The organism is Streptomyces sp. NPDC058257 (assembly GCF_042881845.1).
Lineage (GTDB): Bacteria > Actinomycetota > Actinomycetes > Streptomycetales > Streptomycetaceae > Streptomyces.
Genome location: NZ_JBHVXJ010000025.1, coordinates 97,993 through 124,923, shown reverse-complemented (window position 1 = coordinate 124,923; position 26,931 = coordinate 97,993). Strand labels below are relative to the sequence as shown.

Annotated in this window: 17 protein-coding genes and 1 riboswitch; of the genes, 7 read left to right on the top strand and 10 right to left on the bottom strand. The window is 71.9% G+C overall.

From position 1 onward, the window contains the following. Positions 1-381: 381 nt before the first annotated feature. On the bottom strand, positions 382-930 hold the full coding sequence (locus ACFVXC_RS37640) for a MarR family winged helix-turn-helix transcriptional regulator (protein ID WP_249589073.1): 549 nt from the start codon (positions 928-930) through the stop codon (positions 382-384). 122 nt (positions 931-1,052) lie between these two features. Here ACFVXC_RS37640 and ACFVXC_RS37635 point away from each other — a divergent pair, with 122 nt between their 5' ends. Continuing rightward, a complete protein-coding gene (locus ACFVXC_RS37635; RefSeq protein ID WP_389915160.1) occupies positions 1,053-2,330 on the top strand; it encodes an MDR family MFS transporter in 1,278 nt (425 codons plus the stop codon). A 36-nt stretch (positions 2,331-2,366) separates the two neighbouring features. Here ACFVXC_RS37635 and ACFVXC_RS37630 read toward each other — a convergent pair whose 3' ends face one another. Both ACFVXC_RS37630 and ACFVXC_RS37625 read right to left on the bottom strand, forming a co-directional pair. Continuing rightward, the gene (locus ACFVXC_RS37630; protein WP_389915157.1) at positions 2,367-4,037 is read right to left on the bottom strand and encodes a SpoIIE family protein phosphatase; all 1,671 of its coding nucleotides are present in this window, start codon (positions 4,035-4,037) and stop codon (positions 2,367-2,369) included. A 142-nt stretch (positions 4,038-4,179) separates the two neighbouring features. Then, complete coding sequence (locus tag ACFVXC_RS37625; protein ID WP_389915154.1) at positions 4,180-5,538, bottom strand: NAD(P)/FAD-dependent oxidoreductase; 1,359 nt, start codon at positions 5,536-5,538, stop codon at positions 4,180-4,182. Positions 5,539-5,912: 374 nt separating this feature from the next. Here ACFVXC_RS37625 and ACFVXC_RS37620 point away from each other — a divergent pair, with 374 nt between their 5' ends. Together ACFVXC_RS37620 and ACFVXC_RS37615 are read left to right on the top strand one after the other, a co-directional pair. Further along, positions 5,913-6,683 carry a TetR/AcrR family transcriptional regulator gene (locus ACFVXC_RS37620; RefSeq protein WP_389915151.1) on the top strand — a complete coding sequence of 257 codons (771 nt, stop codon included), beginning with the start codon at positions 5,913-5,915 and terminating at the stop codon, positions 6,681-6,683. A 250-nt stretch (positions 6,684-6,933) separates the two neighbouring features. Further along, positions 6,934-8,862, top strand: a complete 1,929-nt coding sequence (locus ACFVXC_RS37615) for a sigma-70 family RNA polymerase sigma factor (RefSeq protein ID WP_389915148.1) — start codon at positions 6,934-6,936, stop codon at positions 8,860-8,862. A gap of 104 nt (positions 8,863-8,966) precedes the next feature. Here ACFVXC_RS37615 and ACFVXC_RS37610 read toward each other — a convergent pair whose 3' ends face one another. Together ACFVXC_RS37610 and ACFVXC_RS37605 are read right to left on the bottom strand one after the other, a co-directional pair. Next, entirely contained in the window at positions 8,967-12,200 is a 3,234-nt protein-coding gene (locus ACFVXC_RS37610; RefSeq protein WP_389915145.1) for a BTAD domain-containing putative transcriptional regulator, read from the bottom strand. Positions 12,201-12,279: 79 nt separating this feature from the next. Then, on the bottom strand, positions 12,280-14,376 hold the full coding sequence (locus ACFVXC_RS37605) for an asparagine synthase-related protein (RefSeq protein WP_389915142.1): 2,097 nt from the start codon (positions 14,374-14,376) through the stop codon (positions 12,280-12,282). 700 nt (positions 14,377-15,076) lie between these two features. Here ACFVXC_RS37605 and ACFVXC_RS37600 point away from each other — a divergent pair. The 4 genes from ACFVXC_RS37600 (at position 15,077) to ACFVXC_RS37585 (ending at position 20,433) form a co-directional block, all read left to right on the top strand. Then, positions 15,077-16,543, top strand: a complete 1,467-nt coding sequence (locus ACFVXC_RS37600) for an MFS transporter (RefSeq protein ID WP_389915139.1) — start codon at positions 15,077-15,079, stop codon at positions 16,541-16,543. Positions 16,544-16,717: 174 nt separating this feature from the next. Beyond that, positions 16,718-17,920, top strand: a complete 1,203-nt coding sequence (lhgO, locus tag ACFVXC_RS37595) for an L-2-hydroxyglutarate oxidase (RefSeq protein WP_389915136.1) — start codon at positions 16,718-16,720, stop codon at positions 17,918-17,920. Between the two features lie 262 nt (positions 17,921-18,182). After that, complete coding sequence (gene trmB, locus ACFVXC_RS37590; protein WP_389915133.1) at positions 18,183-19,004, top strand: tRNA (guanosine(46)-N7)-methyltransferase TrmB; 822 nt, start codon at positions 18,183-18,185, stop codon at positions 19,002-19,004. A 43-nt stretch (positions 19,005-19,047) separates the two neighbouring features. Next, the gene (locus tag ACFVXC_RS37585) at positions 19,048-20,433 is read left to right on the top strand and encodes a PrsW family intramembrane metalloprotease (RefSeq protein ID WP_389915130.1); all 1,386 of its coding nucleotides are present in this window, start codon (positions 19,048-19,050) and stop codon (positions 20,431-20,433) included. Here the strand turns inward: ACFVXC_RS37585 and ACFVXC_RS37580 are convergent. The 5 genes from ACFVXC_RS37580 to ACFVXC_RS37560 all read right to left on the bottom strand — a co-directional run bounded on the left by ACFVXC_RS37580 (position 20,430) and on the right by ACFVXC_RS37560 (position 26,924). Beyond that, on the bottom strand, positions 20,430-21,374 hold the full coding sequence (locus ACFVXC_RS37580; RefSeq protein ID WP_389915127.1) for an aldo/keto reductase: 945 nt from the start codon (positions 21,372-21,374) through the stop codon (positions 20,430-20,432). The genes ACFVXC_RS37585 and ACFVXC_RS37580 overlap by 4 nt on opposite strands. 173 nt (positions 21,375-21,547) lie before the next feature. After that, the gene (locus ACFVXC_RS37575; protein ID WP_389915124.1) at positions 21,548-22,639 is read right to left on the bottom strand and encodes a M23 family metallopeptidase; all 1,092 of its coding nucleotides are present in this window, start codon (positions 22,637-22,639) and stop codon (positions 21,548-21,550) included. An 11-nt stretch (positions 22,640-22,650) separates the two neighbouring features. Beyond that, positions 22,651-22,797: riboswitch (cyclic di-AMP (ydaO/yuaA leader) on the bottom strand. Positions 22,798-23,018: 221 nt separating this feature from the next. After that, positions 23,019-24,386, bottom strand: a complete 1,368-nt coding sequence (locus tag ACFVXC_RS37570) for a PP2C family protein-serine/threonine phosphatase (RefSeq protein WP_389915121.1) — start codon at positions 24,384-24,386, stop codon at positions 23,019-23,021. 163 nt (positions 24,387-24,549) lie between these two features. Continuing rightward, positions 24,550-25,806: an MFS transporter gene (locus tag ACFVXC_RS37565; RefSeq protein WP_389915118.1), complete on the bottom strand. Its 1,257-nt coding sequence runs from the start codon at positions 25,804-25,806 to the stop codon at positions 24,550-24,552. Continuing rightward, positions 25,803-26,924: a PLP-dependent cysteine synthase family protein gene (locus ACFVXC_RS37560; protein WP_389915115.1), complete on the bottom strand. Its 1,122-nt coding sequence runs from the start codon at positions 26,922-26,924 to the stop codon at positions 25,803-25,805. Before ACFVXC_RS37560 ends, ACFVXC_RS37565 begins: the two co-directional genes overlap by 4 nt. Between the last annotated feature and the right edge of the window lie 7 nt (positions 26,925-26,931).

The window sequence follows — 26,931 nt, the reverse complement described above, 5'->3', positions numbered from 1 at the left end:
TATCAGACTCTTTCGTGTCCGATTTTCCTCGGTGCCTTTCAGGTTTCCGCTCCGGCCTTTCGGCTTTCGCGTTTCCCTTTCCGGCGAGTCCGACTCTACCAGATCCTTTCGGGCCTGATTCCCAGTCAGCGGGGCTTGTCTTCCCGGCTGTTGGGCCGTTCCGACGTCTCAAACTCTAGCGGGTTTTCCCGGCGACTCATAATCGAGCCGTGGAATTGAAATCGGGCATACCGAAATCGTTCCCGGTGGGATGTCGTGCAGAGTTTGTTTTGCCGCGTCTCAGCGGCGGGAGTGGCTGTCGCAGAACCGTTACGGCTCCGTGGCAACCCGAAGAACTTTACGGATCGGGTGGGTGACTGTCAAACGCCCGCGGTCGAGCCCTCAGTCCAGGTCGGTGAGGCGTCCGCCCGCGTCCGGCTGGGCGTGCTCCACCCTGCGGAGAAGACGAGTCAGTACTTCACCGAGGGCACCACGCTCCTCCTGGGAGAGGTCCTGGAGGAGGTCCTCCTCGAAGACCGTGGCCAGGCGCATCGCCTCAAGCCACTTCTCGCGGCCCTCCGCGGTGAGCTCGACGATCACGCGCACCCGGTTGTTCTCGTCCCGGTCCCTGGTGACCAGGCCCTCCGTCACCATGCGGTCGATGCGGTGGGTCATGGCCGCCGGTGTGAGGCCGAGGCCCTTGGCGAGCTCGCCGGGGCCCATTTGGTACGGGGCGCCGGAGAGGACGAGGGCCTTGAGGACCTCCCACTCGGCGTTGCTGATGCCGAGGGTCGCGGTCTGCCGTCCGTAGGCGACGCTCATCCGCCGGTTGAGGCGGCCGAGGGCCGAGACGATCTCCTCGACCTGGGGGTCGAGGTCCTGAAACTCCCGCTGGTAGGCGGCGATCTGCTCTTCGAGAGTCGGCTCACTGGGGCCGGGAGTGTCACCCATGGCCGCAGTATGGCACGGGCTCGCTTGGCGTTGAAGTCCTTCTGTGTGTATTGTTTAGCTTCTAACTTTAGCTTCGAAGTCTTCATGGCTAACTCCTAAGGCAGGTGAAAGTGACCAGGGCGATGGGCGCAGCGATGCGTCGTATTCAGGTGGGCAGCGCGCTGAGCGCGTTCGGCGTGGGGTTCACGGTTCCGTTCCTCTACGTGTACGTGGCGCAGGTACGGGATCTGGGGGCCGGGACGGCGGGCATCGTGCTCGCTGCCTTCGCCATGGCCGCGTTGATCGTTCTGCCCGTCACCGGGCGCGTCATCGACCGCCGCGGCCCGCTCCCCGTACTGATGGGAGCGGCGCTGACCGCTTCGGTGGGTGCCCTCGCCCTGGGCCTCGCGAACAGCGAACCGACCGCGATCGTCTCGGCCGCTCTTCTCGGCGCCGGTACCGCGGTGATGCAGCCCGCGCTCGCCACGATGATCGTCTGGTGCTCGACGCCCACCACGCGCACGCGTGCCTTCGCGATGCAGTTCTTCCTGCAGAACCTGGGCCTGGGCATCGGCGGGCTCATGGGCGGCCAGATCGTCGACGAGCACGACCCGGGCAGCTTCATCACGCTGTTCTCCATCGAGGCCGTGATGTTCCTGGTGCTCGCCGCGATCGTCGTCACCGTGCGGCTTCCGCACGCACCGTCCATCCAGGACGCCGTGCCCACGGACGGGTCCGCCCCGCAGCGCGGTCTGCGGGCGCTCCTGCGTCACAAGGCGATGATGCAGCTGTGCGTGCTCGGCTTCGTGCTCTTCTTCGCCTGCTACGGCCAGTTCGAGTCGGGCCTCTCCGCGTACGGCGTGGAGGCGGCCGGGATCTCGCCGTCGACGCTCGGCATCGCGCTCGCCGCCAACACGGCCGTGATCGTCGTCGCGCAGTTCGCCGTCCTGAAGTTCGTCGAGCGGCGCAAGCGGTCCCGGGTGATCGCGGCCGTCGGTCTCATCTGGGCCGTCGCGTGGCTCGCCGCCGGTTACGCCGGGCTCAGGCACGGCAGCCAGGCCATGGCGACAGCCGCGTTCATCTCCACGTACGCGCTCTTCGGGCTCGGTGAGTCGATGCTGTCGCCGACCGTCGCGCCGCTGGTCGCCGATCTGGCTCCGGCCGGGATGGTCGGTCAGTACAACTCCGCGTTCGCCCTGGTGAAGCAGTTGGCGCTCGCGGTCGGTCCCGCGGTCGGCGGTCCGATGGGGGCCGCGCTGCACGGGCCGTACATCGTGACGTTCCTGCTGTTCTCGCTGGGCATCACGGTGCTCGCGGTACGTCTCGGGCGCCGGCTCACTCCGCTGCAGAACCAGCCGTACGTGGCCAAGAGCCGGGTGGTCGCTCAGGGCACCCCGGAGCCCGTACCGGCCAACTCCTAGGGCGTTGTCGGGCCACTACGCGCGCGGGAGTGCGATTTACGCTCGCGGGAGCGCGAATTCGCACCAGACCGCCTTGCCGCCCCCCGGCGTGCGCCGTGAGCCCCAGTTCGAGGCGATCGTGGCGATGATGGCGATGCCACGGCCCGCCTCGTCCGCGGGCTCGGCGCGGCGGCGGCGCGGCAGGTGGTCGTCGCCGTCCGTGACCTCGATGATCAGCCGACGGTCCGTACGGCGCAGCCGCAGGCGCATCGGCGGTGTGCCGTGCTGGAGGGAGTTGGCGACCAGTTCGCTGGCCGCGAGGACTCCCAGGTCGTGCAGTTCGGGCGGGAAGCGCCAGCTGGCGAGGACACCGGTCGCGAAGGCACGCGCGCGTGGCGCCGCTTCCACGCCACCGAGCAGCTCCAGGGCCGCGTTCCGGAACAGTTCGGCGTCCAGGCCGGTGCGCGCCGGGTGCTGGATGACCAGTACCGCCACGTCGTCGTCGTGGTCGGCCGTGACCCCCAGGGCGCGGATCAGGCGGTCGCAGACCACCTGGGGTGTGCCGGTGGCGCCCGCGAGGGCGCGCTCCAGGGAGGCGACGCCTTCGTCGATGTCCTCGCTGCGCCGCTCGACCAGGCCGTCCGTGTAGAGGACGGCGGTCGAGCCTGGGCCGAGCGGGACCGAGCCCGAGGTGTGCTGCCAGCCGCCGGTGCCGAGCGGCGGGCCCGTGGGCTCCTCCGCTCGGTGGATCACGCCGCTCTCGTCCCGTACGAGGATCGGCAGGTGCCCGGCGGAGGCGTAGACCAGATTGCCTTCGTTCGGGTCGTGCACGGCGTAGACCATGGTGGCGATCTGCATGGCGTCGATCTCGGTGGCGAGGCCGTCCAGGAGCTGCAGGACCTCGTGCGGGGGCAGGTCCAGGCGTGCGTAGGCGCGCACGGCCGTGCGGAGCTGGCCCATGACGGCAGCCGCGCGGACACCGCGGCCCATGACGTCGCCGATCACCAGGGCGGTGCGGCCACCGCCGAGCGTGATCACGTCGTACCAGTCGCCGCCGACCGCGGCTTCCGTGCCACCCGGTTGGTACGTGGCGGCGATGCGCAGGTCGTCCGGCTGCTCCAACTCCTGCGGAAGGAGTGAGCGTTGCAGGGTGACGGCCGTCTCGCGCTGGGTGCGCTCGCTGGCCCGCAGCCGCTCGGCGGCCTCCGCGTGGTCGGTGACGTCGGCGGCGAAGACGAGGATGCCGTCGTCCGTGAGCCCGGCGGCGGGGCCGTCCGCGGGGAGCGTCACGGGGGTGCAGGTGAACGTGTACGAACGGCCGCTCGACGCCTTGCGGGACTTGACCGTGCGTGGCTTGGAGCTGCGCAGGACCTGGTCCATGAGGGGCAGCAGGCCCAGTTCGTCGAGCTCGGGCAGCGCGTCGCGGGCGGGTTCGCCGACGGGGCGCTCGCCGAATGCGGTGGCGTACGCGTCGTTCACGTACGCGATGCGGTGCTCGGGGCCGTGCACCAGGGCGACGAGGGCCGGGATGCGGTCGAGCACCTCGCGGGTGGGCAGTTCGTCGACGCCGGCGGCCGGGGTGAGGGTCGTGCCCTCCTTGCCTCCTTCGGCGCGAGCCGCAGGGACGGAGCTTTCGGCTCGCTGTGGCGGGGAGACCCCCAGGTCGATGCGCGCCGCGGCGCGGCGCTGCGTTCCGGGGAGCCGGGCGCTCCAGCGCGTGAAGTTCACTGCGGTAGGCCTCGTGATGTCGCTTCTGGATCGGGCGGGGATTTCCGGCGGTCCTGGCCCGCCCATGGTCACACGAACAGTCTGGCCGACCGGACTGACATCCGTCAGACGCCAGTGTCCGGCCGGGAGTTCCTGCCTCCGGTCAGGAGGACTCCTTAGGGCTTCTGCCCCCGGCAGCGAGTTCGAACTCCGCACGCGGGTGCTCGAGCGAGCCCAGGGAGACGATCTCGCGTTTGAACAGGCCCGACAGGGTCCATTCGGCGAGCACCCGGGACTTGCGGTTGACGGTGGGCACACGGCTCAGGTGGTAGACGCGGTGCATGAACCAGGCAGGGTAGCCCTTCAACTTCCGTCCGTAGACATGTGCGACGCCTTTGTGGAGCCCCAGGGACGCGACTGAACCGACGTATTTGTGTATGTACTCCTTGAGGGGCTGTTCGCGCAGGGACGCGGCGATGTTGTCGCCGAGCGTCCTGGCCTGGCGCACCGCGTGCTGGGCGTTGGGAGCGCACTCCTTGCCGGGTTCGTCGGCGGTGACGTCGGGGACGGACGCCGCGTCTCCCGCGCCCCACGCGTGTGTGACGCCGTCAACCGTCAGCGCGGCCGTGCAGTCGAGGCGACCGCGTCCGTCCAGCGGCAGGTCGGTGGCGGCGAGCACCGGGTGCGGTTTGACGCCCGCGGTCCACACGACCGTGCGCGTGGGGAAGCGCGCGCCGTCACTCAGGACGGCGACCCGGTCCTCGCACGAGTCCAGACGGGTCTCCAGACGTACGTCGATGTTGCGGCGCCGCAGCTCACGGACGGTGTACTTGCCCATCTCCGCGCCGACCTCGGGAAGGATCCGCCCGGTGGCCTCGACGAGGATCCACTTCATGTCCTCGGCCTTGACGTTGTGGTAGTACCGCGAGGCGTAGCGGGCCATGTCCTCCAGCTCGCCCAGTGCCTCCACGCCCGCGTAACCGCCGCCCACGAAGACGAAGGTGAGGGCCGCGTCGCGGATCGCCGGGTCACGCGTCGACGAGGCGATGTCCATCTGCTCGATGACGTGGTTGCGCAGGCCGATGGCCTCCTCGACCGTCTTGAAGCCGACGCCGTGCTCGGCGAGGCCGGGGACCGGCAGGGTGCGTGAGACGGAGCCGGGGGCCAGGACCAGTTCGTCGTACCTGATGTCGACGGCGCCCGAGCCCTCGTCGGCGGTGGCGAGCGTGGTGAAGGACGCCGTGCGCTCGGCGTGCTCGATCGACGTGACCTCGCCGATGACGATCCGGCATCTGTCCAGGACGCGGCGGAGCGGCACCACCACATGGCGCGGCGAGATGGAGCCGGCAGCGGCTTCGGGCAGGAATGGCTGATAGGTCATATACGGATCGGGCGTCACCACCACGATCTCCGCTTCGCCCCGCTTCAGCTCCGGTTTCAGCTTCCGCTGGAGGCGCAGCGCGGTGTACATGCCGACGTAGCCGCCGCCCACAACGAGAATGCGCACAGGTTCCTTCACCATCCCATGACGCACGCACCTCAGGAGTTTGTCCACAGCCTCGACAATTTGTGTGACCGGCCGCGGCATGCGGCACGCCGTGCGGGTGTTGGCCCGGCAGATGAAAGGTGTGCAGGTCAGCGAGTGGAAAAGGGGGTAATCGAGGTGGATCATTCGGGTAGGAAACGGTGCGTACTCCGATCGGGGGGCGCTCCGTGCGGAACCCGCCTCTTCTGAATTGACTCTGCCTCAACTATGTTCGTGTGTCGTCGGGGTGTCGGGGGATGCGCTCGTCGGGTCCAGCTACCGGATCCGGGATTCGAGTTCGATCCTCACACTCCGGTTGTCAATGGCGGGGAGAGTCTCCGGGGGGAGACGTCATTACCGGGGGAACACGTATGCATATTCAGGAATCTCACTGGACTTCCAGCACGGCGTCGGCATCAGCCGTCGCCACCAGCGGGAACGGACGCGCCATGGGGGACGGACCGCGTGCGACGCCGCTGCGTGTGGACGCACAGCGCAATCTCGAACACGTACTTCGCGCGGCGCGCGAGGTCTTCGGCGAGCTGGGGTACGGCGCTCCGATGGAGGACGTGGCCCGGCGCGCACGAGTCGGCGTCGGCACGGTCTACCGGCGGTTCCCCAGCAAGGACGTACTGGTGCGGCGCATAGCCGAGGAGGAGACCTCCCGGCTGACCGATCAGGCACGTTCGGCGCTCGGTCAGGAGGACGAACCGTGGTCGGCGCTCTCGCGCTTCCTGCGGACGTCCGTCGCGTCGGGCGCGGGGCGGCTCCTGCCGCCCCAGGTGCTGCGGGTGGGCGTCGCGGACGAGGTCGCGGAAGCACGGGACGACGAGGCGCGCGTGCCGCAGCAGCGGCAGGCGGCCGTGGCCGCCCCCGAGCTGCGGCTCGTCGAGCAGCGCTCGGCTCCTGCTCTGGAACCGGCGGTCGAACCGGGGGCTGTCGCGCTCCTGGACGTCGTCGGTCGGCTCGTGGAGCGGGCGCGCGCGGCGGGCGAACTGCGCCCGGACGTGACCGTGGCGGACGTGCTCCTGGTGATAGCCACGGCGGCGCCCTCGCTGCCGGACCCGGCGCAGCAGGCAGCGGCCTCGTCGCGGCTGCTCGACATCCTGCTGGAGGGTCTTCGCTCACGCCCCACGGTCTGAACCGGCCCTGGAGCGGCACAAAGCGCCACAAGGGCGACACAAGGGCGATACGAGGGCGGAATAGGGACGGCTCAACTGCTGAGCGACACGTGGCGGTTGAGCCTTCCCCGAATGAGTGAACGGTAGTGCTCGAATACGGAAAGTCACCTCGGAAGGGTGGTTGGCCGTCATCGCCATCGGCGGCGGCGCGCCCGTGTGGCAGTCTTTCCCGGATGGCCGGGTCTGAGTGTGCAAGCGGGGGCTTTCCGCGATGAGTGGTGACGGGCGGGACGAATCGTCCTCCGCCTTGGGCGAGGAGGCCGGAGGGCTGCCACCTCGGCAGGTGCCGAGCCAGGGTGGTCCCGGAGCCGGTGGCGGACCTGGAGCCGCGGGCGGGCTCGGAACCGCGGGTGAACCCTCCGGTGCCGATCCCAGCGTCCCGCCGCAGCGCGAAGGCGTCCGGAGCGAAGGCCCGCCGCCCGACAGCGACTTGATCGCCCGGATGCGGTCGGGCGACGACACCGCGTACGAAGAGCTGTACCGAAGGCACGCGGAAGCGGTTCGCCGGTACGCCCGCACCTGCTGCCGGGACGCGCACACCGCCGACGACCTCACGGCCGAGGTCTTCGCGCGGATGCTGCAGGCGGTCCGGGGCGGCAGCGGGCCCGAGCACGCGGTGCGCGCCTATCTGCTCACCACGGTGCGCCGCGTCGCCGCCGGGTGGACGAAGTCGGCGAAGCGGGAGCAGCTGGTCGAGGACTTCGCGGTGTTCGCCGCGCAGGCCTCCCGCAGCTCCGAGGTCTCCGACGACGACACCCTGGACCTGGGCGCGGACGTGCTCGCGATGCACGAGGCCGAGCAGTCCATGGCCATGCAGGCGTTCCGGAGCCTCCCGGAGCGCTGGCAGGCCGTGCTGTGGCACACGGAGGTCGAGGACGAGTCCCCCAGCGACGTCGCCACGCTCTTCGGGCTCGACGCCAACGGCACACGGGTGCTCGCCAAGCGGGCGCGCGAGGGGCTGAAGGAGGCGTATCTCCAGGCCCATGTGAGCACCACCCTCGCCGAGAACGAGGAGTGCGCGCGCTACGCCGACCGGCTCGGCGCCTACGCACGCGGCAGCCTGCGCACCCGGGCCGAGCGCGGCCTGCGCAAGCACTTGGAGGAGTGCGTCAAGTGCCGCCTGGCCGCGGGCCAGATCAAGGAAGTCGCCAGCGGTATCCCCGGTGTCGTGCCGATCGCGGTCATCGGCTGGTTCGGTGCCGCCGGGTACGCGAAGGTGGCCGCGCTCGTCGGCGGTGGTGCCGCGGGTGCCGCGGGAGCGGGTGCCGCCGGTGCGGCGGCGGCGAGCGGCGGTTCGTCCGGTGGTGCGGCCGGTGGCGGTGCCGCCGCCGAGGGGCTCGGTGCGCCCGCCAAGGCCGGTATCGCCGCGGGTGTGGTCGTCGCGGCGGCCGCCGCTGTGGCCCTCGCGCTCACCGCGGGCGGGGAGAAGCCCAAGGACCTGCCGAGCGCCGGGAAGCCCCCGGCCGTGGAGCCCGTCGCGCCGAGCAAGCCGCCGCCCCCGGAACCGAAGCCGAAGCCGAAGCCCGAGCAGCCGGTCGCCGAGAAGAAGCCGAAGCCGCCCGCGAAGCAGGCTCCCGAACCGAAGCCCAAGCCGAAGCCGACCCCGGCTCCCACGCCGAAGCCGGGGCCTGCGGCCCCCAAGCCGACGCCGACGCCCACACCGTCCAAGCCGAAGCCCAAGCCGCCGCCTCCGCCGCCGCCCGCGCCTGCGGTCTACCAGTGGAGCGAGCTGCGGTACGGCGTCGTCGGTGACGGCACCAAGCCCGAGATGCGGCTCGGCGAGAGCAGCTGGGTCTGGCAGCGCTCCGGCCTGTCCATCGCCGACACGCGGTACGGCCACGGCGTGACCGTCCACGGCCAGTCCTCCGTCACCATCGACCTGAACCGCGCGTGCTCGACGTACGACGCGGTCGTCGGTGTCGACGACATGACGTTGGGCCTGGGCAAGGTGCGCTTCTCGATCTTCGGGGACGGCGTTCGGCTGTGGCAGTCACCGCTGGTCAAGGGCGGGGACCCGGCGGTTCCGGTGCAGGTGAACCTGAGCGGGCGCGAGACGATCCGCCTGGTCGTCGAGCCGCACTCGCCGTTCGACACGGCCGCGCTCGCTGACTGGGCACAGTCGCGCTTCCGCTGCACGTAGGCGTCCGTACGCAGGTGTCCGTACGCAGGCATCTGCACGTGCGCCGCGCTACGTAGGCTCCGGTCCGGTCCAGCCGGGTCCGGTCCAGCCGGGTCCGGTTCAGCTCAGCTCAGCTCAGCGAGGGCGCCCTCGGCGGTGAGTTCGGCACCCGCGGCGCGCTCGGCCTCGTACCGGCGGGGGCCGAGTGCGGCGAGCGCCGCCTTCTCGACCTGTTCGGCCTCGGCGAGCCCCGGCATCGGGCGCGGGAAGCCGCTGCGCAGCCCGGTGCCGAAAGCCAGCAGGCGGACCGCGCGCGCGTGGTTGCCGAGCCTGCTCACGAGGCTGGCTCCGCCGTCCACCAACGACGCGACGACCAGCTCCGCGCACTTGCTCTCCAGGGCCATCCGCAGGCCTTCGGCGAGCACCGGCAGCGCCCGCTCCGGGCCCGACTCGGCGGCCACGACCTTGGCCTCCAGGCTTCGGAGGTCCGCTTCGAACTGCGGCGGCGGGGTGCCGCGCCCGGCGTCGGCGCGGGACTCGTCGCACAGGGCGCGGGCCCTGGCGATGTCGCCGTCGTCCAGTGCCATCAGCGACTGGAACATCCGCATGAACGCCCGGGAGTCCGCAACGCCGTAGCGGTCGGCCTCCATGCCCGCCTCGTGGAGGGCCTTCGCCGCCACGTCGCGCTGGCCCTTGCGGTACGCGATCTCGGCGAGCCGGACGATCAGGAAGGGTGCCTCGGCGTAGGCGCCCACCTCGTAGGCGAGCCGGAGCGCTTCCTCGTACTCGGCGCGGGCCTCGTCGTGCCGGCTGCGGGCCATCGCGGCCTCGCCCGCCGCGCTGGACACCTGGGCGCGCATCCAGCGGTCACCCGCCCGTCCGCTCAGTATGCGCAGCTCCGCGAGGTCCTCGTCGACGCCGGTCAGATGGCCGGGCGCGTCGACCGCGACGTGCGCGCGGAACATCAGGCTGACGCCGAGCTCCCAGTCCCCGCCGAACTCACGGCAGTTGGCGACCGCCGCGTCCATATGGGGCTTGGTGTCCTCGATGCTGTCGAGGAAGAAGACCGTGAACGGCCAGATGAGACCGGGGAAACGGGCCGCCGCCGGGACCGGCCGCGCGAAGGCGTCCCGCACCCGCCCGACGTACGCACGGCCCTCGTCCCCCGTGAAAGCCTCTTTCTCCCTTGCCTCCATGACCAGGAAGAGGTGCAGCATGCGCAGGCTCATCCACGGCCAGTAGAGCGGGTCGTCCGTGGTGGCGGCGTCCGTGGTGGCGGCGTCCGTGGCGGCGGGGAGGCCGTCCGGCTCTTCGGGCGGGGGCATCGGTGGTGCCAGGCGCAGGATCCGGGCGACCCACTCCGTGCCCTCTCGGCGGTAGTTCCGCAGCCACCAGAACCAGCCGATGCCCAGGGTGATCGCCAGGGCCGCTTCCTCCTCGTGGGCCTCGACCGTGCGCTGCAGGGCCGCCCGGATGTTGTCCAGGTCGGTCTCCAGGCGCTGGATCCACGGGAGTTGGTCCGCGGAGCGGAGCAAGGGATCGGCCTTTTCGATCAGGGCGCGGATGTACGCGGTGTGGCGGTGACCCGCCGCGGTGCGCAGGGCCGGCGTCTGGGCGGCCCGCTCGGAGGCGTACTCGTGGATGGTCTCCAGCATGCGATACCGCATGTCGCCCCTGGCCGTGGGCTCGGCGATGAGCAGGGACTTGTCCACGAGGGCGCCGATGAGGTCGGCGGCGGGCCCGGTGCAGACCGCCTCGGCCGCCTCGATGTCCCAGCCGCCCGCGAAGACGGACACCTCGCGCAGCACGGTCCGCTCGGGCTCGTCGAGCAGGTCCCAGGACCAGTCGACGACGGCACGCAGGGTCTGCTGGCGGGGCAGGACCGTGCGGCTGCCGCTGGTGAGGAGGCGGAAGCGGTTGTCGAGGCGGTCGGCGATCTGCCGGGGGGTGAGCAGGCGCAGCCGGGCCGCGGCCAGCTCGATGGCGAGCGGGAGGCCGTCCAGGCGGCGGCAGATCTCGGCGACGGCGTCGGCGTCCTCCTCCGGGGCGAAGTCCGGCCGCACGGCCATGGCGCGCTCGGTGAAGAGGCGGTGCGCCGGGTCGGGCGGGAGGGGCTCGACGGGGCGGACGAACTCGCCGGGCACGCCCAGGGGTTCGCGGCTGGTGGCGACGACGGTGAGGCCGGGGCAGCGCGTGAGGAGGGTCTGGACGAGGTCGGCCGCGGCGCCGATGACATGCTCGCAGTTGTCAAGGAGCAGGAGCAGGCTGCGCGGGGCGCAGTACTCGACGAGCAGGGCGACCGGGTCGTCCTGCGGAACCGTCAACTCGCTGGTCATCAGCACGGTCTCGCGCAGACCGAGCGCGCTGACGACAGCGCCGGCGACCGCCTCGGGCCGATCGAGCGGGGCGAGCTCGGCCAGCCATGCCTGCGGATGCCCGACGGCGGCTTCCTCGGCGAGGCGGGTCTTTCCGGAGCCGCCGGGGCCGGTGAGGGTGACCAGGCGGGCTTGTCGCAGATCTGAACGGATGGCGGCGAGTTCGGGTTCCCGGCCGACGAAAGAGGTCAGGCGGGGGCGGAGGTTGCCTGCTCGCTGAGGCCGCTGAGGCCGCTCCTCAAGTCCCTCTCGTCCGTCGGCGGCCGGGTCGAGCAGTTGCGCGTGCAGCGCCCGGAGTTCCGGGCCCGGGTCGGCGCCGAGGGCGTCGGCGAGTGTGCGGCGCGCGCTCTCGTACGCGGCCAGGGCGTCGGCGCCGCGGCCCGCGTCGCGCAGGGCGCGGATCAGGAGGGCGTGCAGCGCTTCGTCGTACGGCTGAGCTGCGGTGAGCTCCCTCAGCTCCGGTACGACGTCACAGGCGCCGCCCAGGAGCAGATCCGCCTCCACGCGCGCGCGAGTGGCCTCGGCGAGCAGCGCTTCTGGGCGGGTGGCCGCGCCGCGGTCGGGCAGGTCGGCGAGGGCGGGGTCGCGCCACAGGGCGAGCGCTTCACGGAGGGTGCGGGCGGCCGACGCGGGGTCCTGACGGTCCAGGGCCGCCCTGCCCTCACGTACGAGGCGTTCGAAGCGGTGCAGGTCGACGTCTTCGGGGAGGGCGGTGAGGCGATAGCCGCCGAGTTCCGACGCGATGGCGTTCTTGCCGAGGGCTCGGCGCAGGCGGCCGATGAGGGCCTGGAGGGCGGCGGGGGCGTCGGCGGGGGGCTCGTCGTCCTGTGCCCACACCTCCGTGATGAGGGTTTCCACGGGGACGGTGCGGTCGGCGCGGAGCGCGAGGGTCGCCAGCAGGGCGCGGAGCCGTCGGCCGCCGACGGGCAGGGGTGCCCCTTGTTCGTCGTACGCCTCGGTGGCGCCCAGGATTCTGTACCGCACCGGGTCATTCTCGCTGGTATGGCGGGTCGGAGCGCGGGGGTTTCCTCTCCTCGGGCGCGCCAGACCTCCCCTGCCCCCGCTACCGCCCCGCCCCCAACGCTCCCCTCTCCGGCACCACACTCCCCGTAGGGACGGCCCGCTGCCGTGCGGGTGTGCCCGTCCAGCACGTTCCCCGGCGGGAGAGCAGGCGGCGCAGCCACAGTTCCGTGGCGACCAGGTCCGCCAGGCCGTCGAGGGGCAGTGGTTCGCCCTCCGCCGCCGCGCGCAGGGCCTTGCGGACCACGCGGGCCTCCACCAGGCCCGCCTGCGCGAGCAGGGGCGTGTCGAACAGGGACAGCAGGTCGTCGAGGGCCACCCGCAGGCCCGTACGCGCCGCCGCGGCGGACGACGCGTGGGACGGTGCGCCCCAGCCGGGCGGCAGTTCGGCCACTCCGGCGCCTTCCAGGACCGTACGCAGGATGGCCGCGCGGGCGCCCGGCTGGACGCGCAGGGCGACGGGGAGCGCGCGGCAGGCCCGGACCACCTGGTTGTCCAGGAACGGCGCGTGCAGGCGCTGGAAGCGGACCTCGGCCGCCTGCTCCAGGACGCGCAGGTCCGCCGCGTGCCGGGCGAGCGCCGCGCGGGCACGGAATTCGCCGGGGCGCTGGCCGGGTCCGGCGCCGGGGCGCCCGGTCGTGTCCTGGAGACGAACCGATACTTCAGCCAATGCCTCGCCCGTCAGCCAGCGCGCCGCGGGCCCCGGCCTGGCCCACGCGAGGGCGGCCATCGACGCACCCACCGCGCCGCCCGGTTCGTCGAAGCGGCGCTGAAGAAGACGGTCGGCGAGTGATTCGACGCCCGCGCGGTACGGCATCCGGGAGAGTTTGCGCGCGGCGCCGTACACGCGCGCGGGGACCATGACGGAGCCCGGGGAGCCGTCCGCCTTCGCCAACGCCGCGACGGGGCGCACCAGATGGCGCCGTCTGCGGTCCATCAGGAGGTCGGCGAGGCGGGCCGGATGGGCGTCGAGCACCTGTCGGGCGCCGTACCCCGTGAAGTGGTCCGCGCTGCCCGAGATGAGCCGCGCGCGGTGGCGCTGGGCCGTGACGAGGGCGGAGCTCGGCTCGTCCGTCAGAGGGCCTTCCAAGTCCGCGTAGGGAAGGGCCTCTTCGCCCGCGGTCACCACTACGTGGTGCAGGCGCGGGTTGGCCGCGATGGCGCCCGCCCGCTCCAGCTCGGCCTCGCGGCCGTTGCTCGCCAGGTCGTTGAAGGTGACGGCGAGGAGCCGCTCCCCCGCGCCCGTGCCGTGGCCGAGGACCGTTCCCGGCATCCCGGGGAGACCGGCGGCGAGCAGCGCGAGGGTGGCGGACGCGGGCCCTCCGGAGAGGTCGGCGCCGATGCCCGGCACCGGCATCCCGCGTGCCGCCCGCCGCTCGGCGGGCCCCATGCCGGGCACGGGACCCGGGTCGACGTCCGCTCCGGGGACGTGCCGCGGGGCGCCGAGTCGGGTGCGTACCGCCTCCACGAGGGCGTCACGGACGCCGTCCACCGCGGCGGTCGCGTCGGCGGCGGGTGCGGCGACCGCGAGGGACGCCACGTGTTCGTACCCGGCGATCTCCCGTGCGCCGGCGCGCAGGATCAGGGCGTGCCCCGGGGGCACGCGCCGCACGCCCTGGTAGGGCGTCGAGTCGTGCAGCGCCTCCGGCACGTCGGGCGCGGCGAGCAGCGCGGCGAGGTGGCCGATGTCCAGGTGGGCCTCGATGAGGTCGGCGAGAGGCAGCGCGGCCGTCGCGAAGGCCGTGCCGGAGGCCCAGGGGGTGTAGAAGACGGGGCGCGCCCCCGCGAGGTCACCGGCGACCATGACGCGGCGCCCGACCTGCACGACCGCGGTGTAGCTGCCGGACCACGCGGTCAGATGCCGCAGGGCGCCACCGCGGGCCGCGAACAGACCGACCCTGAGCTCCTCGTCGCTCGCACCGCAGGTACCGAGGACCGCGATGCGGGTCTGCTCGTCGGCCGTGACCGTGCGCACCTCGTCGGAGCGCCAGTCACCCACCGCCCAGAGCGGATCCGGGTCGCCCCAGAGGAGTTGGGAGCCCACCGGATGAACGGTCTCGCCGTTCTCACCGGTGGCCCCGGCCGAGCCCACCACCGAGGGTTTCGCGGCAGTGCTGCTCCACCCCACCAACCACCGCATTGTTGCCTCCACAGCCTGTGGACAACCAGCGCATCGAAGAACTGGGGTCCCATGCTGCCACGAAGGAGGCGCGCGGGAGTGCCTATGGGGGTGCTCGCGCTCCCCTTAATCCGCCCCGGGGGAGCAGTACTTGAAGGGCACGACCATGCCCTTTCGCTTGTTCGGGGGTGCAATACCCCCACCTCCGAAGAGGCGATTTTCAGCCAAATCAGCGGATGACGCTCGCGTGACGGAACCGTAAGTGGCAACACACAGTCCGGGAGGCGTTCGTTCGCCCCCCGGACTGGTCCGCCGCCCGCGGGGATGGAGGCGGCGGCGTCCCCCAGCCCGCTGACTCCAGCGCAGCGGGCCGACCCACGCACCATCTATGGAAGCGCTCCCCTTATGGCCGGAGAAGAGCGCACACGCAGGCGCACGGCCACACACCCGGAGCACACCCCGGCGCTCCCGCGCTTCGCCACCGGCAACAATCTCGCCATCCGGATCTGCGCCTCTTAACGCTTGGGATTCGGCGAACTACGCTGTGTGTGCTGATGTTTTCGCGGAGGCATATACCTGGGGGCTCGGCCAAATGCTCTTGCGGCCGAAGTTCCCAGCCACGGCGGTCGTAGTCGCGGACGCCGCTGTCCCTGGGGGAACGCAGCACGAATGCCGCGCGGTCAAGCCACCGCACGGCAGCCGTCTGTGTCGAGGGGTGGCCATGTCCAGGGAGCAACGCGGGCCGAACGAAAAGCTCGGCACCGTTCTCGCCCTCGCGGGAATCAGCAATGCGGGACTCGCGCGCAGGGTCAACGACCTCGGTGCCCAACGCGGGTTGACGCTTCGTTACGACAAGACGTCGGTGGCCCGGTGGGTGTCCAAGGGCATGGTGCCGCAGGGCGCCGCCCCGCATCTCATCGCCGCGGCCATCGGGCAGAAGCTCGGCCGCCCCGTGCCGCTGCACGAGATCGGGCTCGCGGACGCCGATCCAGCGCCTGAGGTGGGCCTGGCCTTCCCGCGCGACGTGGGCGCCGCGGTCAAGTCGGCCACCGAGCTCTACCGCCTCGATCTGGCGGGCAGGCGCGCGGGCAGCGGCGGCATCTGGCAGTCCCTCGCAGGCTCCTTCGCGGTGAGCGCGTACGCGACGCCCGCCTCGCGCTGGCTGATAACCCCGGCCGACAGCTCGGTCGCCCGTGACGTCGTCCTGGACGAGCCGCACGACGTGGGCCTCACCGATGACGGCACGAACAGCGCCCACAGCGGGCAGTCGATCAAGGTCGGCCACAGCGACGTGCTGAAACTGCGGGAGGCCGCCGAGGACGCCCGCCGCTGGGACTCCAAGTACGGCGGCGGCGACTGGCGTTCGTCGATGGTCCCCGAGTGCCTGCGGGTCGAGGCGGCGCCCCTGCTGCTCGGTTCGTACTCGGACGAGGTGGGCCGCTCGCTCTTCGGGGCGTCGGCCGAGCTGACGCGCCTGGCCGGCTGGATGGCGTTCGACACCGGCCAGCAGGAAGCGGCCCAGCGCTACTACATCCAGGCCCTGCGCCTGGCCCGCGCGGCCGCCGACGTGCCCTTAGGCGGGTACGTCCTCGCCTCCATGTCCCTCCAGGCGACCTACCGCGGCTTCGGCGACGAGGGCGTCGACCTCGCGCAGGCCGCCCTGGAGCGCAACCGCGGTCTGGCCACCGCACGCACGATGAGCTTCTTCCGCCTCGTCGAGGCACGCGCGCACGCACGCGCCAATGACGCGCAGGCCGCCGGGGCGGCGCTGCGGGCGGCCGAGGGATGGCTGGAGCGGGCCAGGGACGGTGACAACGACCCGTCGTGGCTCGGGTTCTACGGATACGACCGCTTCGCGGCGGACGCCGCCGAGTGCTACCGCGACCTGAAGGCGCCCCGCCAGGTGCGGCGCTTCACGGAGCAGGCGCTTTCGCGGCCGACGGAGGAGTTCGTGCGCTCGCACGGGTTGCGGCTCGTGGTCTCGGCGGTCGCCGAACTGGAGTCGGGGAATCTGGACGCGGCCTGCGAGCAGGGCACGCGCGCGCTCGAGGTCGCGGGGCGCATCTCGTCCGCGCGGACCACGGAGTACGTGAAGGACCTGCTGCACCGCCTGGAGCCGTACGGGGACGAGCCGAGGGTGGTGGAGCTGCGGGAGCGGGCGCGGCCACTGCTCATGGCTCCCGCGTAAGGGTTCGGGTAATGGTCGAGGGCCGCCCGAGATGTCCCGCATGCACCCACATAAGCCGCCATGCGCCGCCGAAACGGCAACAGCATTTCCGCGCCCTGTAACCCTGCGGTCCTCGCCGGGTTTGGGGGCGTTGTCAGTGGCGCAGTGCACTATCGGGGTGGGAGGTGATGCGGGATGGTCCGGGCCGTGACGTACGACTGTGATGTGCTGGTGATCGGTGGCGGGATCGTCGGCCTGTCGACGGCGTATGCCATCACGCGCGCCGCGCCGGGGACACGGGTCACCGTCCTGGAGAAGGAGTCGGGCCCCGCCCAACACCAGACGGGACGCAACAGCGGAGTGATCCACAGCGGGATCTATTACCGCCCCGGCTCCCTGAAGGCGCGGTACGCGGTGCGGGGCGCCGCCGAAATGGTCAAGTTCTGCGCGGAGTACGGCATCGCGCACGAGGTCACCGGCAAGCTGATCGTCGCCACGGAGCGCTCCGAGCTGCCCCGCCTGCACGGACTCGTCCAGCGCGGCAGGGAGAACGGCATTCCGGTGCGGGAGCTCGGCCCCGCACAGATCTCGGAGTACGAACCCGAGGTGCGGGGGCTCGCCGCCATCCAGGTCGGTTCCACGGGGATCTGTGACTACGGCTCGGTGGCGCAGGTGCTCGCGGACGCCTCGGGAGCGGACGTCCGGTACGGGGCGGACGTCGTCCGCATCGACCGGCGCGAGACGCTCGGTGTCGCCGTTCGCACGGCCGACGGTTCGGTGGTGCGGGGGAAGGTCCTCGTCAACTGCGCGGGTCTGCACTGCGACCGCGTGGCGATGCTCGCCGGTGACGACCCCGGGATGCGGATCGTGCCCTTCCGGGGGGAGTACTTCGATCTGGCGCGGCCCGAGCTGGTGCGGGGCCTGGTGTATCCGGTGCCGGATCCGGCCTTCCCCTTCCTGGGGGTGCATCTGACGCGGGGCATCGGGGGCGGGGTCCACGTGGGGCCCAACGCGGTCCCGGCGCTCGCCCGCGAGGGGTATGGATGGGGTGTGGTGCGGCCTCTGGAGCTCGCGGGGACGCTGGGCTGGCCGGGGGCCTGGCGGATGGCCGGGCGGCACTGGCGGTATGGGGCGGGAGAGCTTCGGCGGTCCCTGTCCAGGGGGGCGTTCACCACGGCGGTGCGCAGGCTGCTGCCTGCGGTGACCTCTGATGATCTTGTGCCGGTGGCCGCGGGAGTGCGGGCGCAGGCCGTTCTGCGGGACGGGACGCTCGTCGACGACTTCCTCATCCAGGAGGGGGCGCGGGCTGTGCATGTGCTCAACGCCCCCTCGCCCGCGGCTACGGCTTCGCTGCCGATCGGGCGGGAGGTCGCCCGGCGGGTGTTGCAGTTGCTGTAGGGGCTGGCCCTGCGGGGCTCTCCCCAATCCCGCCCCTTCCCGAAACCATGGGGCTCCGCCCCTGGGCCCCCGACAAGATGTCCTCAAGCGCCGGACGGGCTGAAATCTTTCAGCCCGTCCGGCGCTTGAGGACGAACTCGGCGAAGCCGGTGATGACGGCACGCGCAAGGCACAGGGCCCCCGCGCCAAGCGGCCCGCGGCGGAGCCGCAAGTTTCACAGCCGGGAAGGGGCGGGGTTGGGGACAGATAAAATCCCCCCACTGTGTCTGACTCACCCACCCACCCCAGCGCCCCCCGCTCCCCGCGCCCGAAGGGCGAGCCCCGGTTCCCGCAGGGCCCCGCCCCCGACCCCGCCGGGTCGCACTTCGAGCGCCGGATCCGCAGCTTCCAGCCCCGGCGGAGCCGAGTAACCGCAGGCCAGGCGGACGCGCTTCAGCGCCTGTGGCCCAAGTGGGGACTGGACATCGACGGGCAGCGCACCCTCGACCTCGCCGAGCTGTTCGGCGGTGAGCGACCCGTCGTACTCGAGATCGGGTTCGGCATGGGCGAGGCCACCGCCCAGATGGCGGCCGACGATCCGGACACCGGCATCCTCGCGGTCGACGTGCACACCCCGGGCCAGGGAAACCTCCTCGGCCTCGCCGAGCGGAACGGCCTTGACAACATCCGCGTCGCGAACGGCGACGCCGTCATCCTGCTCCGCGAAATGCTCCCGCCCGCCTCCCTCACCGGCCTCCGCGTCTACTTCCCCGACCCGTGGCCCAAGGCCCGCCACCACAAGCGCCGCATCATCCAGCCCGACTTCCTCGACCTCGCGGCGCCCCGCCTGAGGCCCGGCGCCGTGCTGCACTGCGCGACCGACTGGGAGCCGTACGCCGAGCAGATGCTGGAGGTGCTCACCGCGCACCCCGCCTTCGAGAACACCCGGGCCGACGGCGGCTACGCGCCACGCCCCTCCTTCCGCCCCCTCACCCGATTCGAGGGCCAGGGCCTGGACAAGGGACATGTGGTCCATGACCTGCTGTTCCGCCGTGCGTCCGGCCAGGAGGCCCGAGATACCGGAGATATCGGCCACGGGGCCTGAGACACCGTCGCGGCCCGCCCCCGTCCCTCGTTAGGGTCAAGGCGTGGCCACCAGTTCTCCGCACCCGCACCCGATGCCCCCCGCAGGGCCCGCCGGGCTGCGGCACGCGCGCTGGTGGCAGCGGCGGGCGATACGCGCGGCCGCCCTGGTCACGCTGCTCGCCCTGTCCGGCCTCGTGATCCTGGCCCTGGTCCGGGAACAGACCGGCACCCGGGGCTTCCTGGTCGGGCTCGGCCTCGCGACGCTGCCCGTGCCGCTCCTGGTGGCCGCATTCCGCTGGCTGCAACGGGTCCAGCCGGGCCCCTGGCGGAACCTGCTCTTCGCCTTCGCCTGGGGCGCCTGCGCCGCGGCCCTCATAGCGATCGTCGCCAACAGCTTCGCGACCCGCTGGATAGCCACCGCCACGGCCGACCCCACCAGCGCGGACAACCTCGGGGCGACGGTCATAGCGCCGATCGTCGAAGAGAGCGCGAAAGCCGCGGCCGTCCTGCTCGTCTTCCTCTTCCGCAGACGCGAGTTCACCGGCATCGTCGACGGCGTGGTGATCGCCGGAGTGACCGCCACCGGCTTCGCGTTCACCGAGAACATCCTCTATCTCGGCAGCGCCTTCGGCACCGACCAGCTCAACGGCGGGACCGGGCTCGCGTCCGTGACCGCGGCGACCTTCTTCGTACGCGTCGTGATGTCGCCCTTCGCGCACCCGCTCTTCACCGTGCTCACCGGCATCGGCTTCGGCGTCGCCGCGCTCAGCGCCGACCGGCAGAACTGGCGCCGCGTCCTGCTCCCGGTCGGCGGACTCCTCCTGGCGATGGGCCTGCACGCCCTGTGGAACGGCTCGGCGAGCTTCGGGGACTACGGCTTCTTCGCCGTGTATGCGCTCTTCATGCTGCCGTCGTTCGGCCTGCTCACCTGGCTGGTGATCTGGATCAGGCAGCGCGGCCTGCGCGTCGTGCGCGCGGAACTGCCCGCGTACGCGCTCGCGGGCTGGCTCACCGCGCCCGAGCCGTACGCGCTGGGCACGATGCGCGCCCGCACGCTCGCCCGCGACTACGCCTCGTACACGCAGGGCAAGGCCGCGGCGCGCGCGGTCGCCCAGTACGAGACGTACGCGACCTCCCTCGCGCTCCTGCGGCACCGGGGTCGGAGGGGCCGCGCGGGCGCCGACTTCGTCGTACGGGAGCGGGAGCTGCTGCACGCGCTGTGGGAGCGCCGCGAGGCGGCACGGCCCGCACTCGCCTACGCCGCGCGCGCGACGGCACCGGTGCTCGTACCGATGCCGCAGCCGTACGGGTACCCGCAGCACCCGCAGCCGTACGGGTACCCGCAGCCGTACCCGCAGTCATACGCGCGGCCGTACCAACCGCCCTACGGATATCCGTACGCCCAGCCCGCCATGCCCTACCCCGCGTACAACCCCTACCGCGGCTAGGCGGAAGCCACCGTGAGCGTCGCCACCTCGGCCTCCGTCAGTTCGAGCTCCCCCACCGCGAGCAGCGCGGGCAGCTGCTCGACCGTACGGGCCGACGCGATCGGCGCCGCCACCGTCGGCTGAGCCGCGAGCCATGCCAGGGCCACGGTCGCGACCTCGGCGCCGCGGGCCTGAGCGACCTCGTCGAGCGCGGCGAGCACCCGTCGGCCCCGCTCGGTCTCCAGGTACTTGCCGGCGCCCGCGGCCCGCGCGCTCTCGACCTGCGTGCCCGGACGGTACTTGCCGGTCAGGAAGCCGGAGGCGAGCGCGTAGTACGGGACGGCGGCCAGGCCGGAGCGCGATGCGACCTCCTGGAGCGAGCCCTCGTACGTGTCGCGCGAGACGAGGTTGTAGTGCGGCTGCAAGGCCGCGTAGCGCGCGAGGCCCTCGCGGTCGGAGAAGTCGAGGAACTCCTGGAGCCGCTCCGCGGTCACGTTGGAGGCGGCGATGGCGCGGACCTTGCCGGATGTCACCAGGTCGTCGAGCGCGCCGATGATCTCCTCCACGGAGACGGTCGGGTCGTCGTAGTGCGTGTAGTAGAGGTCGATGTAGTCCGTGCGCAGGCGGCGCAGCGACTCCTCGGCACCGGACTTGATGGTGTCCGCGGACAGACCCTTGAAATCGGGGTGGGCGCCGACCTTCGTGGCGAGCACGACATCGGAACGGTTGCCGCGTGCGGCGAGCCAGTCGCCGATGACGTGCTCGGACTCGCCGCCCTTGTTGCCGGTCACCCAGGCCGAGTAGACGTCGGAGGTGTCGATGAAGTTGCCGCCGGCGGCTGTGTAGGCGTCGAGCACGGAGAAGGACCGCGCCTCGTCGGCCGTCCAGCCGAAGACGTTGCCGCCCAGGGCGAGCGGGAAGACATCGAGGTCGGACGAGCCGAGTCTGCGGAGAGAAGTCATGAGGGAGACAACGCCCTTACAGAGCGTCGCATTCCGTACAGCGGCACGAGATCGGAGCGGAGCGGGCACGCCGAACCGGCAGCCCTGACGTCGGGGGGTTGTCGCCAGGACCGCCGGAGTTCGGAGGCTGCTTCAGAGTGACCGGATCAGAGCGGTGGATCAGAACGACCGGATCAGAGCGACTGGCCCTTGCCGCGCAGCCACGCCGCCGGGTCCACTCCGGTCGAGTCGCCGCCCGGGTGGACCTCCAGGTGGAGGTGGGCCCCCGTCACGTTGCCGGTCGCGCCGACGCGGCCGATGACCTCGCCGGTGGTGACCTTCTGGCCGACGCTGACGCTCATCGACGACTGGTGGCAGAACCACAGCTCGGTGCCGTCGTCGAGCTCCAGGACCGTGCGGTAGCCGTACGCCCCCGCCCAGCCGGCCTCCTTGATGGTGCCGGAGTGGATGGCCTTGATCGGCGTACCCGTCGGAGCCGCGAAGTCCAGGCCTGTGTGGTAGCCGGAGGACCACATGGAGCCGGGCTGACCGAAGGTGCCGGTGAGCGTGTACGAGCCGACGGGCAGTGTGTAGCTCTTCGCGAGCTTGGCCAGGCGCTCCGCCTCGGCCTTCTTCTTGGCCTCCGCCTCGGCCTTCTTCTTCGCGGCGGCCTTCTCGGCGGCGATCTTCTTCTCGGCCGCGGTCTGCTTGGCGGCGGCCTGTGCGGCCGCCTGCTTGACGGCGGCTTCCTCGGCCGCCTTCTGGACCGCGTCGTCCGCCTGGTCCTGCTGGTTCTCGGCCTGCTCCATGATGCGGGCCCGCAGCGCCTCGCCCGCGTCCGTGGAGCCCTGCTCGGTGTCGGCGGTGCTGAGACCGGCGGCGCTCAGCGGCGCGGCGGCCACCGCGACGCCGTTCTCCGCGGCGGCCGAGTCGGAGGAATCGGAACCGTCGGATATCAAAGACCCCACGCCCGGGAGCGACTTGGCCTCCGGCAGCGAGTCCGTGACGGCCGAGAGGTCCGGCATCTCTATGGAGACCGGGGGCTTGCCGCCCTGCGCGGTGGCGATGCCGCCCGCGCCGACAGCGGCGATGACGCCTACGCCGAGAACCGTGGAGCTGCGGGCGAGCCCGCCACCGCCCCGCTTGTGGACGCGGTGCCTGCCGCGAACCGGGCGGACGGACTCCTCGGTGGGATTCCATTCCTCCCAGGAATTGTCGTCGTACCCGCCGAAATCATCATCATTCGGTACATAAGTGCCTTGGGGGGCAGGGCGGTTGGACGCCACCGGGGCGCACTCCTTTCCTTCCTTCTCGCCTACCGGGTTAGCTGACGGGTTCGGAGCAGGAAGGTCTCCTACGAGCATCTGGCACGGATGCACAGATGACCGATTCACCCCAATTAGTGGTTCCCCGGCTCCCTTGCGGGATTAGGCGCGTGCGCGCGGAGCCGACTCGAGTGTCGGTTGGGACGACCGCGCTGCGTTATCGAACGTTAATAGACAGCGGGGTCGTATTCCAAGCTGTTCCAGTTGATCGTTAACGGATCTGGCCGGTACTTACCGGGACACTGGTGGCCGGAACGGGGCGAGTTGACCCCACTTCTTCACACACCGGAGCTTCACATCTCCTTGACGGTACGTCAGTTGTTATGCGGAGTGGTGCCCTTCAGTCACGGCGTGTGACATCGGGCCCTGTGGCATCGGTCCCTGTGCCGTCGGTCCCTGTGGCATCGGTTCTCGTGGCATCGGCTCTCGTGGCATCAGTTCCGGCGTCACCCGTCGCCAACGGCCGCCGCACCGCGAGCAGCGCCATGTCGTCGGTCGTCCCGCCCCCGGTGTGCCGCCGCACCTCCTCGGTCAGCGTGGCGAGGAGCGTGTCCGGGCCGTTGGGTCCCGGGAAGATCCGGCCGCCGAGCCGGGCGGCGGGATCGTAGAACTCGCCCCGGCTGTCACGCGCCTCGGAGAGCCCGTCGGTGTGGAGCAGGAGCATCGCCCCCGGCGGGAACTCCGTCTCGTCCGCGCGGTCCGGCCAGGCACCCAGTTCGCCCATCCCGAGCGGCAGCGCGGGCTCGGTCGCCGACAGGACGCACAGCCGCCCGTCGCCGCGCAGGAGCAGTGGCCCCGGGTGCCCGCGGTTGATGAGGCGTACGAGACCGTCGCTGTGCGGGATCTCCGCGAGGATGGCGGTGGTGAACCCCTCGAAGTCGTCGAGCCCGTCGCGCCGCGTGCCCTCACGCGCGAGCGCACGCTCAAGGCGCTGCGCCACCGCCTCCAGCGTGGTCTCCTGCTCGGCGGCCTCCCGGAACGCCCCGATGACGACGGCGACGGCCGCCACCGCGCCCATTCCCTTGCCCCGTACGTCGCCGACGATGACGCGTACGCCGTGCGGGGTGTCCTGAACGGCGTACAGATCACCCCCGATGAACGCGTCGGCCTCCGCGGCCTCGTACCGCGCCGCGACATCGAGCCCGCCGATCCGGGGATCCGGCTGCGGCAGTACGGCGCGCTGGGCGGCCTCGGCGATGGAACGGGCGGAGGCGAGCTGTTCGTCGCCGCGGCGCACGACGCGGTTGATGAGGACGGCGAGCACGGCGACGGTCACCACGGTGAACACCTCGGTGACGGCATCGACTTCGGAGCCGGTGTCGGCCTTGAAGTGCAGGCCGAGCACGGCGACGGAGGCACAGAGGCCGATGACGGTGGTGCTGAGCAGCGAGTAGAAGGGAGCGGCGATGAGCGGGGCGGCGGTGAAGAGGGGCGCGGCGGTGAATTCGGGCGGGGTCGAGATGTCGTAGACGACCCCTACGACGATGAGCAGCAGGGGAAGCGCCCGTACGAACGCCCGCTCGCGCCGGACAGTGGGGCTCTTGCCTGAAGCCCCGCGCGGCCGATTGCCGGGACCTCGACCGCCTGGACCTCGGCTGCCGGGACCTCGACCGCCGGGACCCTGGCTGCCGGGACCTCGGCCCGCGGACTCGCCGCCCGCACGCTTCCCTCCGCTCGTGCCCGCACTCGCGCCCACTCCCGACCCCATGCCCGCCACCCCCTCCCCTCGGCCGCCGCTTCCTCCTCGCTGCCCCACCGGTCTTCTCCTGCCGAATCCCGCGGCCAGGACCAGATCCATGACCACGCTCGTCCAGGGTTCCCGGAGCGACGGCGCGGGGCGACCGGTGTTGGGCCGACCGGGTTAGCCCGGGTCAGGGCGCCCCGGCCGGCTGCGGGGCGAGGCGGCCCGTCCGGGAGAGGCCGCGCAGGGCGAGCGCGCAGGTGGCGCCCAGGGCGGCGAGGCCGAGCCACAGCACAGCGGGCGCGGACCGGGTGGCGCCGAGGAGCGCGCCGGTCGCGAGGTTCCCCACGGTGATGCCGATGCCGCACACCGTGTTGTAGAGGCCGTAGTGCGTGGCCACCCACCGGCCGCCGGACAGCGCGACGACCGTCTCCATCTCGAACGGGTAGAGCACGGCCGTCGCCCCGGCGAGTCCCGCCGCGCACACCAGCAGCCCCGCGACCCCGACGTACCCCGATCCGCCGAGCGCGGGCGGCAGGAACGACGCCCCGAGGAGCCCGAGCCCCGCGACCAGACACTGCTGCCGCGTCCACGTACGCCGGCACAGGTCCGTGATCCTCAGCTGCCCGGCAAGCGCGACGAGCCCCGAGACCACGAACAGCGCACTCGTCGCGACGGTTCCCGCGGTGCCGTCCCCCACCAGGCGCGCCACCTCCAAGGGCAGCGCGAGATAGACCTGGAAGGACAGGACGTACGACCCGGTCATGGCGAGCGAGAAGAGCCAGAAGGACCGGTTGCCGAGCACCACCCGCCACTGCCCTCGCTCCTGCTCCTGTCCCTGCCCCTGCGCCTCCACGACGGCAGCCCGGTGCCGTACGGGAAGCCGCAGCACCTGCACCGCCGACAGCACGGCGAACAGCGCCGCCGCGACCGCGCACGTCACCCGGAAGTCGATCCCCGTGAGCGCGAGCCCGACGAGCGGGCCGAGCAGGATTCCGCCCTGGTAGAAGACGTTGAACAGGGCGAACGCCTCGACGCGCCGCTCCTCGTTCCCGGCATCGGCGGCGACGTACGCCCGTACCGCCGGATTGAACAGCGCCCCCGCGAGCCCGGTCGCCACCGACGCGGCGATCAGGACGGGCAGCGTCTGTGCGAAGGCGAGCGCGCCGAAGCCGATGGTGCGCAGGGCGCAGCCCGCGACGATCAGGGGCTTGTAGCCGAGGCGGTCGGCCAGCGCGCCGCCGACCAGGAACATGCCCTGCTGGGAGAGGTTGCGCACGCCGAGCACCAGTCCGACCGCCCAGGCGGCGAGCCCGAGGCCGCCCGACAGATGCGCCGCCAGGTAGGGCATCAGCATGTAGAAGCCGAGGTTGATGGTGAACTGATTGACGAAGAGGAGCCGCACGGCCGGATCGAACGCACGCGCCCGGCGCCAGACGTGACTCACTGGACGCCACCCGTCTCCCTCTCGACCCCGCCCACCAGCGCGCACCGGGACCGCCGCCGCGGACACCACCGCGACCACCCGGTCACCCACTCCCCCGGCCCGGCCACCTCCTGCGGGGCTGAGGGCACCGCACCCACCGCACCCCCTCCCAACAGGCCGTGCCCCGCGCAGAACTCATCGCTGAACACCGTGTCGAAGTACCGCTGCGGCCCGTCGGGAAAGACCGCGGCGATCCGTGTCCCGCGCGGTCGCGTCCGGGCCAGCCAGCCGGCCACGAGCGCCACCGCCCCCACGCTCCAGCCCCCGGTGGCGAACTGCCGGGCCGCGAGCCGCCGGGCCGCGTGCACGGCTTCGGCAGGACCGACCCAGTGGACCTCGTCGAAGGCGTCGTGGTCGACGTTCCCCGGATGGATGGAGGAGCCGAGCCCCCGCATGAGCCGCGGCCCCGCGGCGAGCCCGAAGATCGTGGAGGCGACGCTGTCCACGCCCACCAGCTCAAGACCCGGCAGGGCCCCGCCCCGCAGCGCCCGCGCGATCCCGCCCGAGTGCCCGCCGGTCCCGACCGCGCAGACGAGCACGTCGAACTGGCCCAGCTGCTCGACGAGTTCAGCGGCCAGCCCGCCGTAAGCGGCCGGATTGTCCGGGTTGTTGTACTGATCCGGACACCACGCCCCACCCGTCTCGGCGGCCCCCTCCCCCAGGACCGCCATCAGCTCGCCGACCCGGTCCACCCGCGCCTGCTGCCACCCGCCCTCGCCACAGGGTTCGCGTACGACATGCACCCGAGCCCCATGCGCGGCCAGCATCCGCTCCACGATGGGTTCGAGGCCCGGGTCGGTGACGATGTGCACGGGATGCCCCCATCGCACCCCGGCGAGCGCGAGACCGAGCCCGAGCGTGCCGGACGTCGACTCGACGATGGGCGCGCCGGGCCGCAGCTCGCCGCGCGCCCGTGCCCGTTCGACCATGTGGAGGGCGGCGCGGTCCTTGATCCCGCCGAAGTTGAAGCCCTCCAGCTTGGCCCAGTAGCCGCGCCCGCCGTCGGGGGACGGCTCGTCGATCCAGAGCACGGGTGTGTTCCCCACGGCGGCTGCCGCGGGCTGAAGCTTGCTGATCATGTACGTG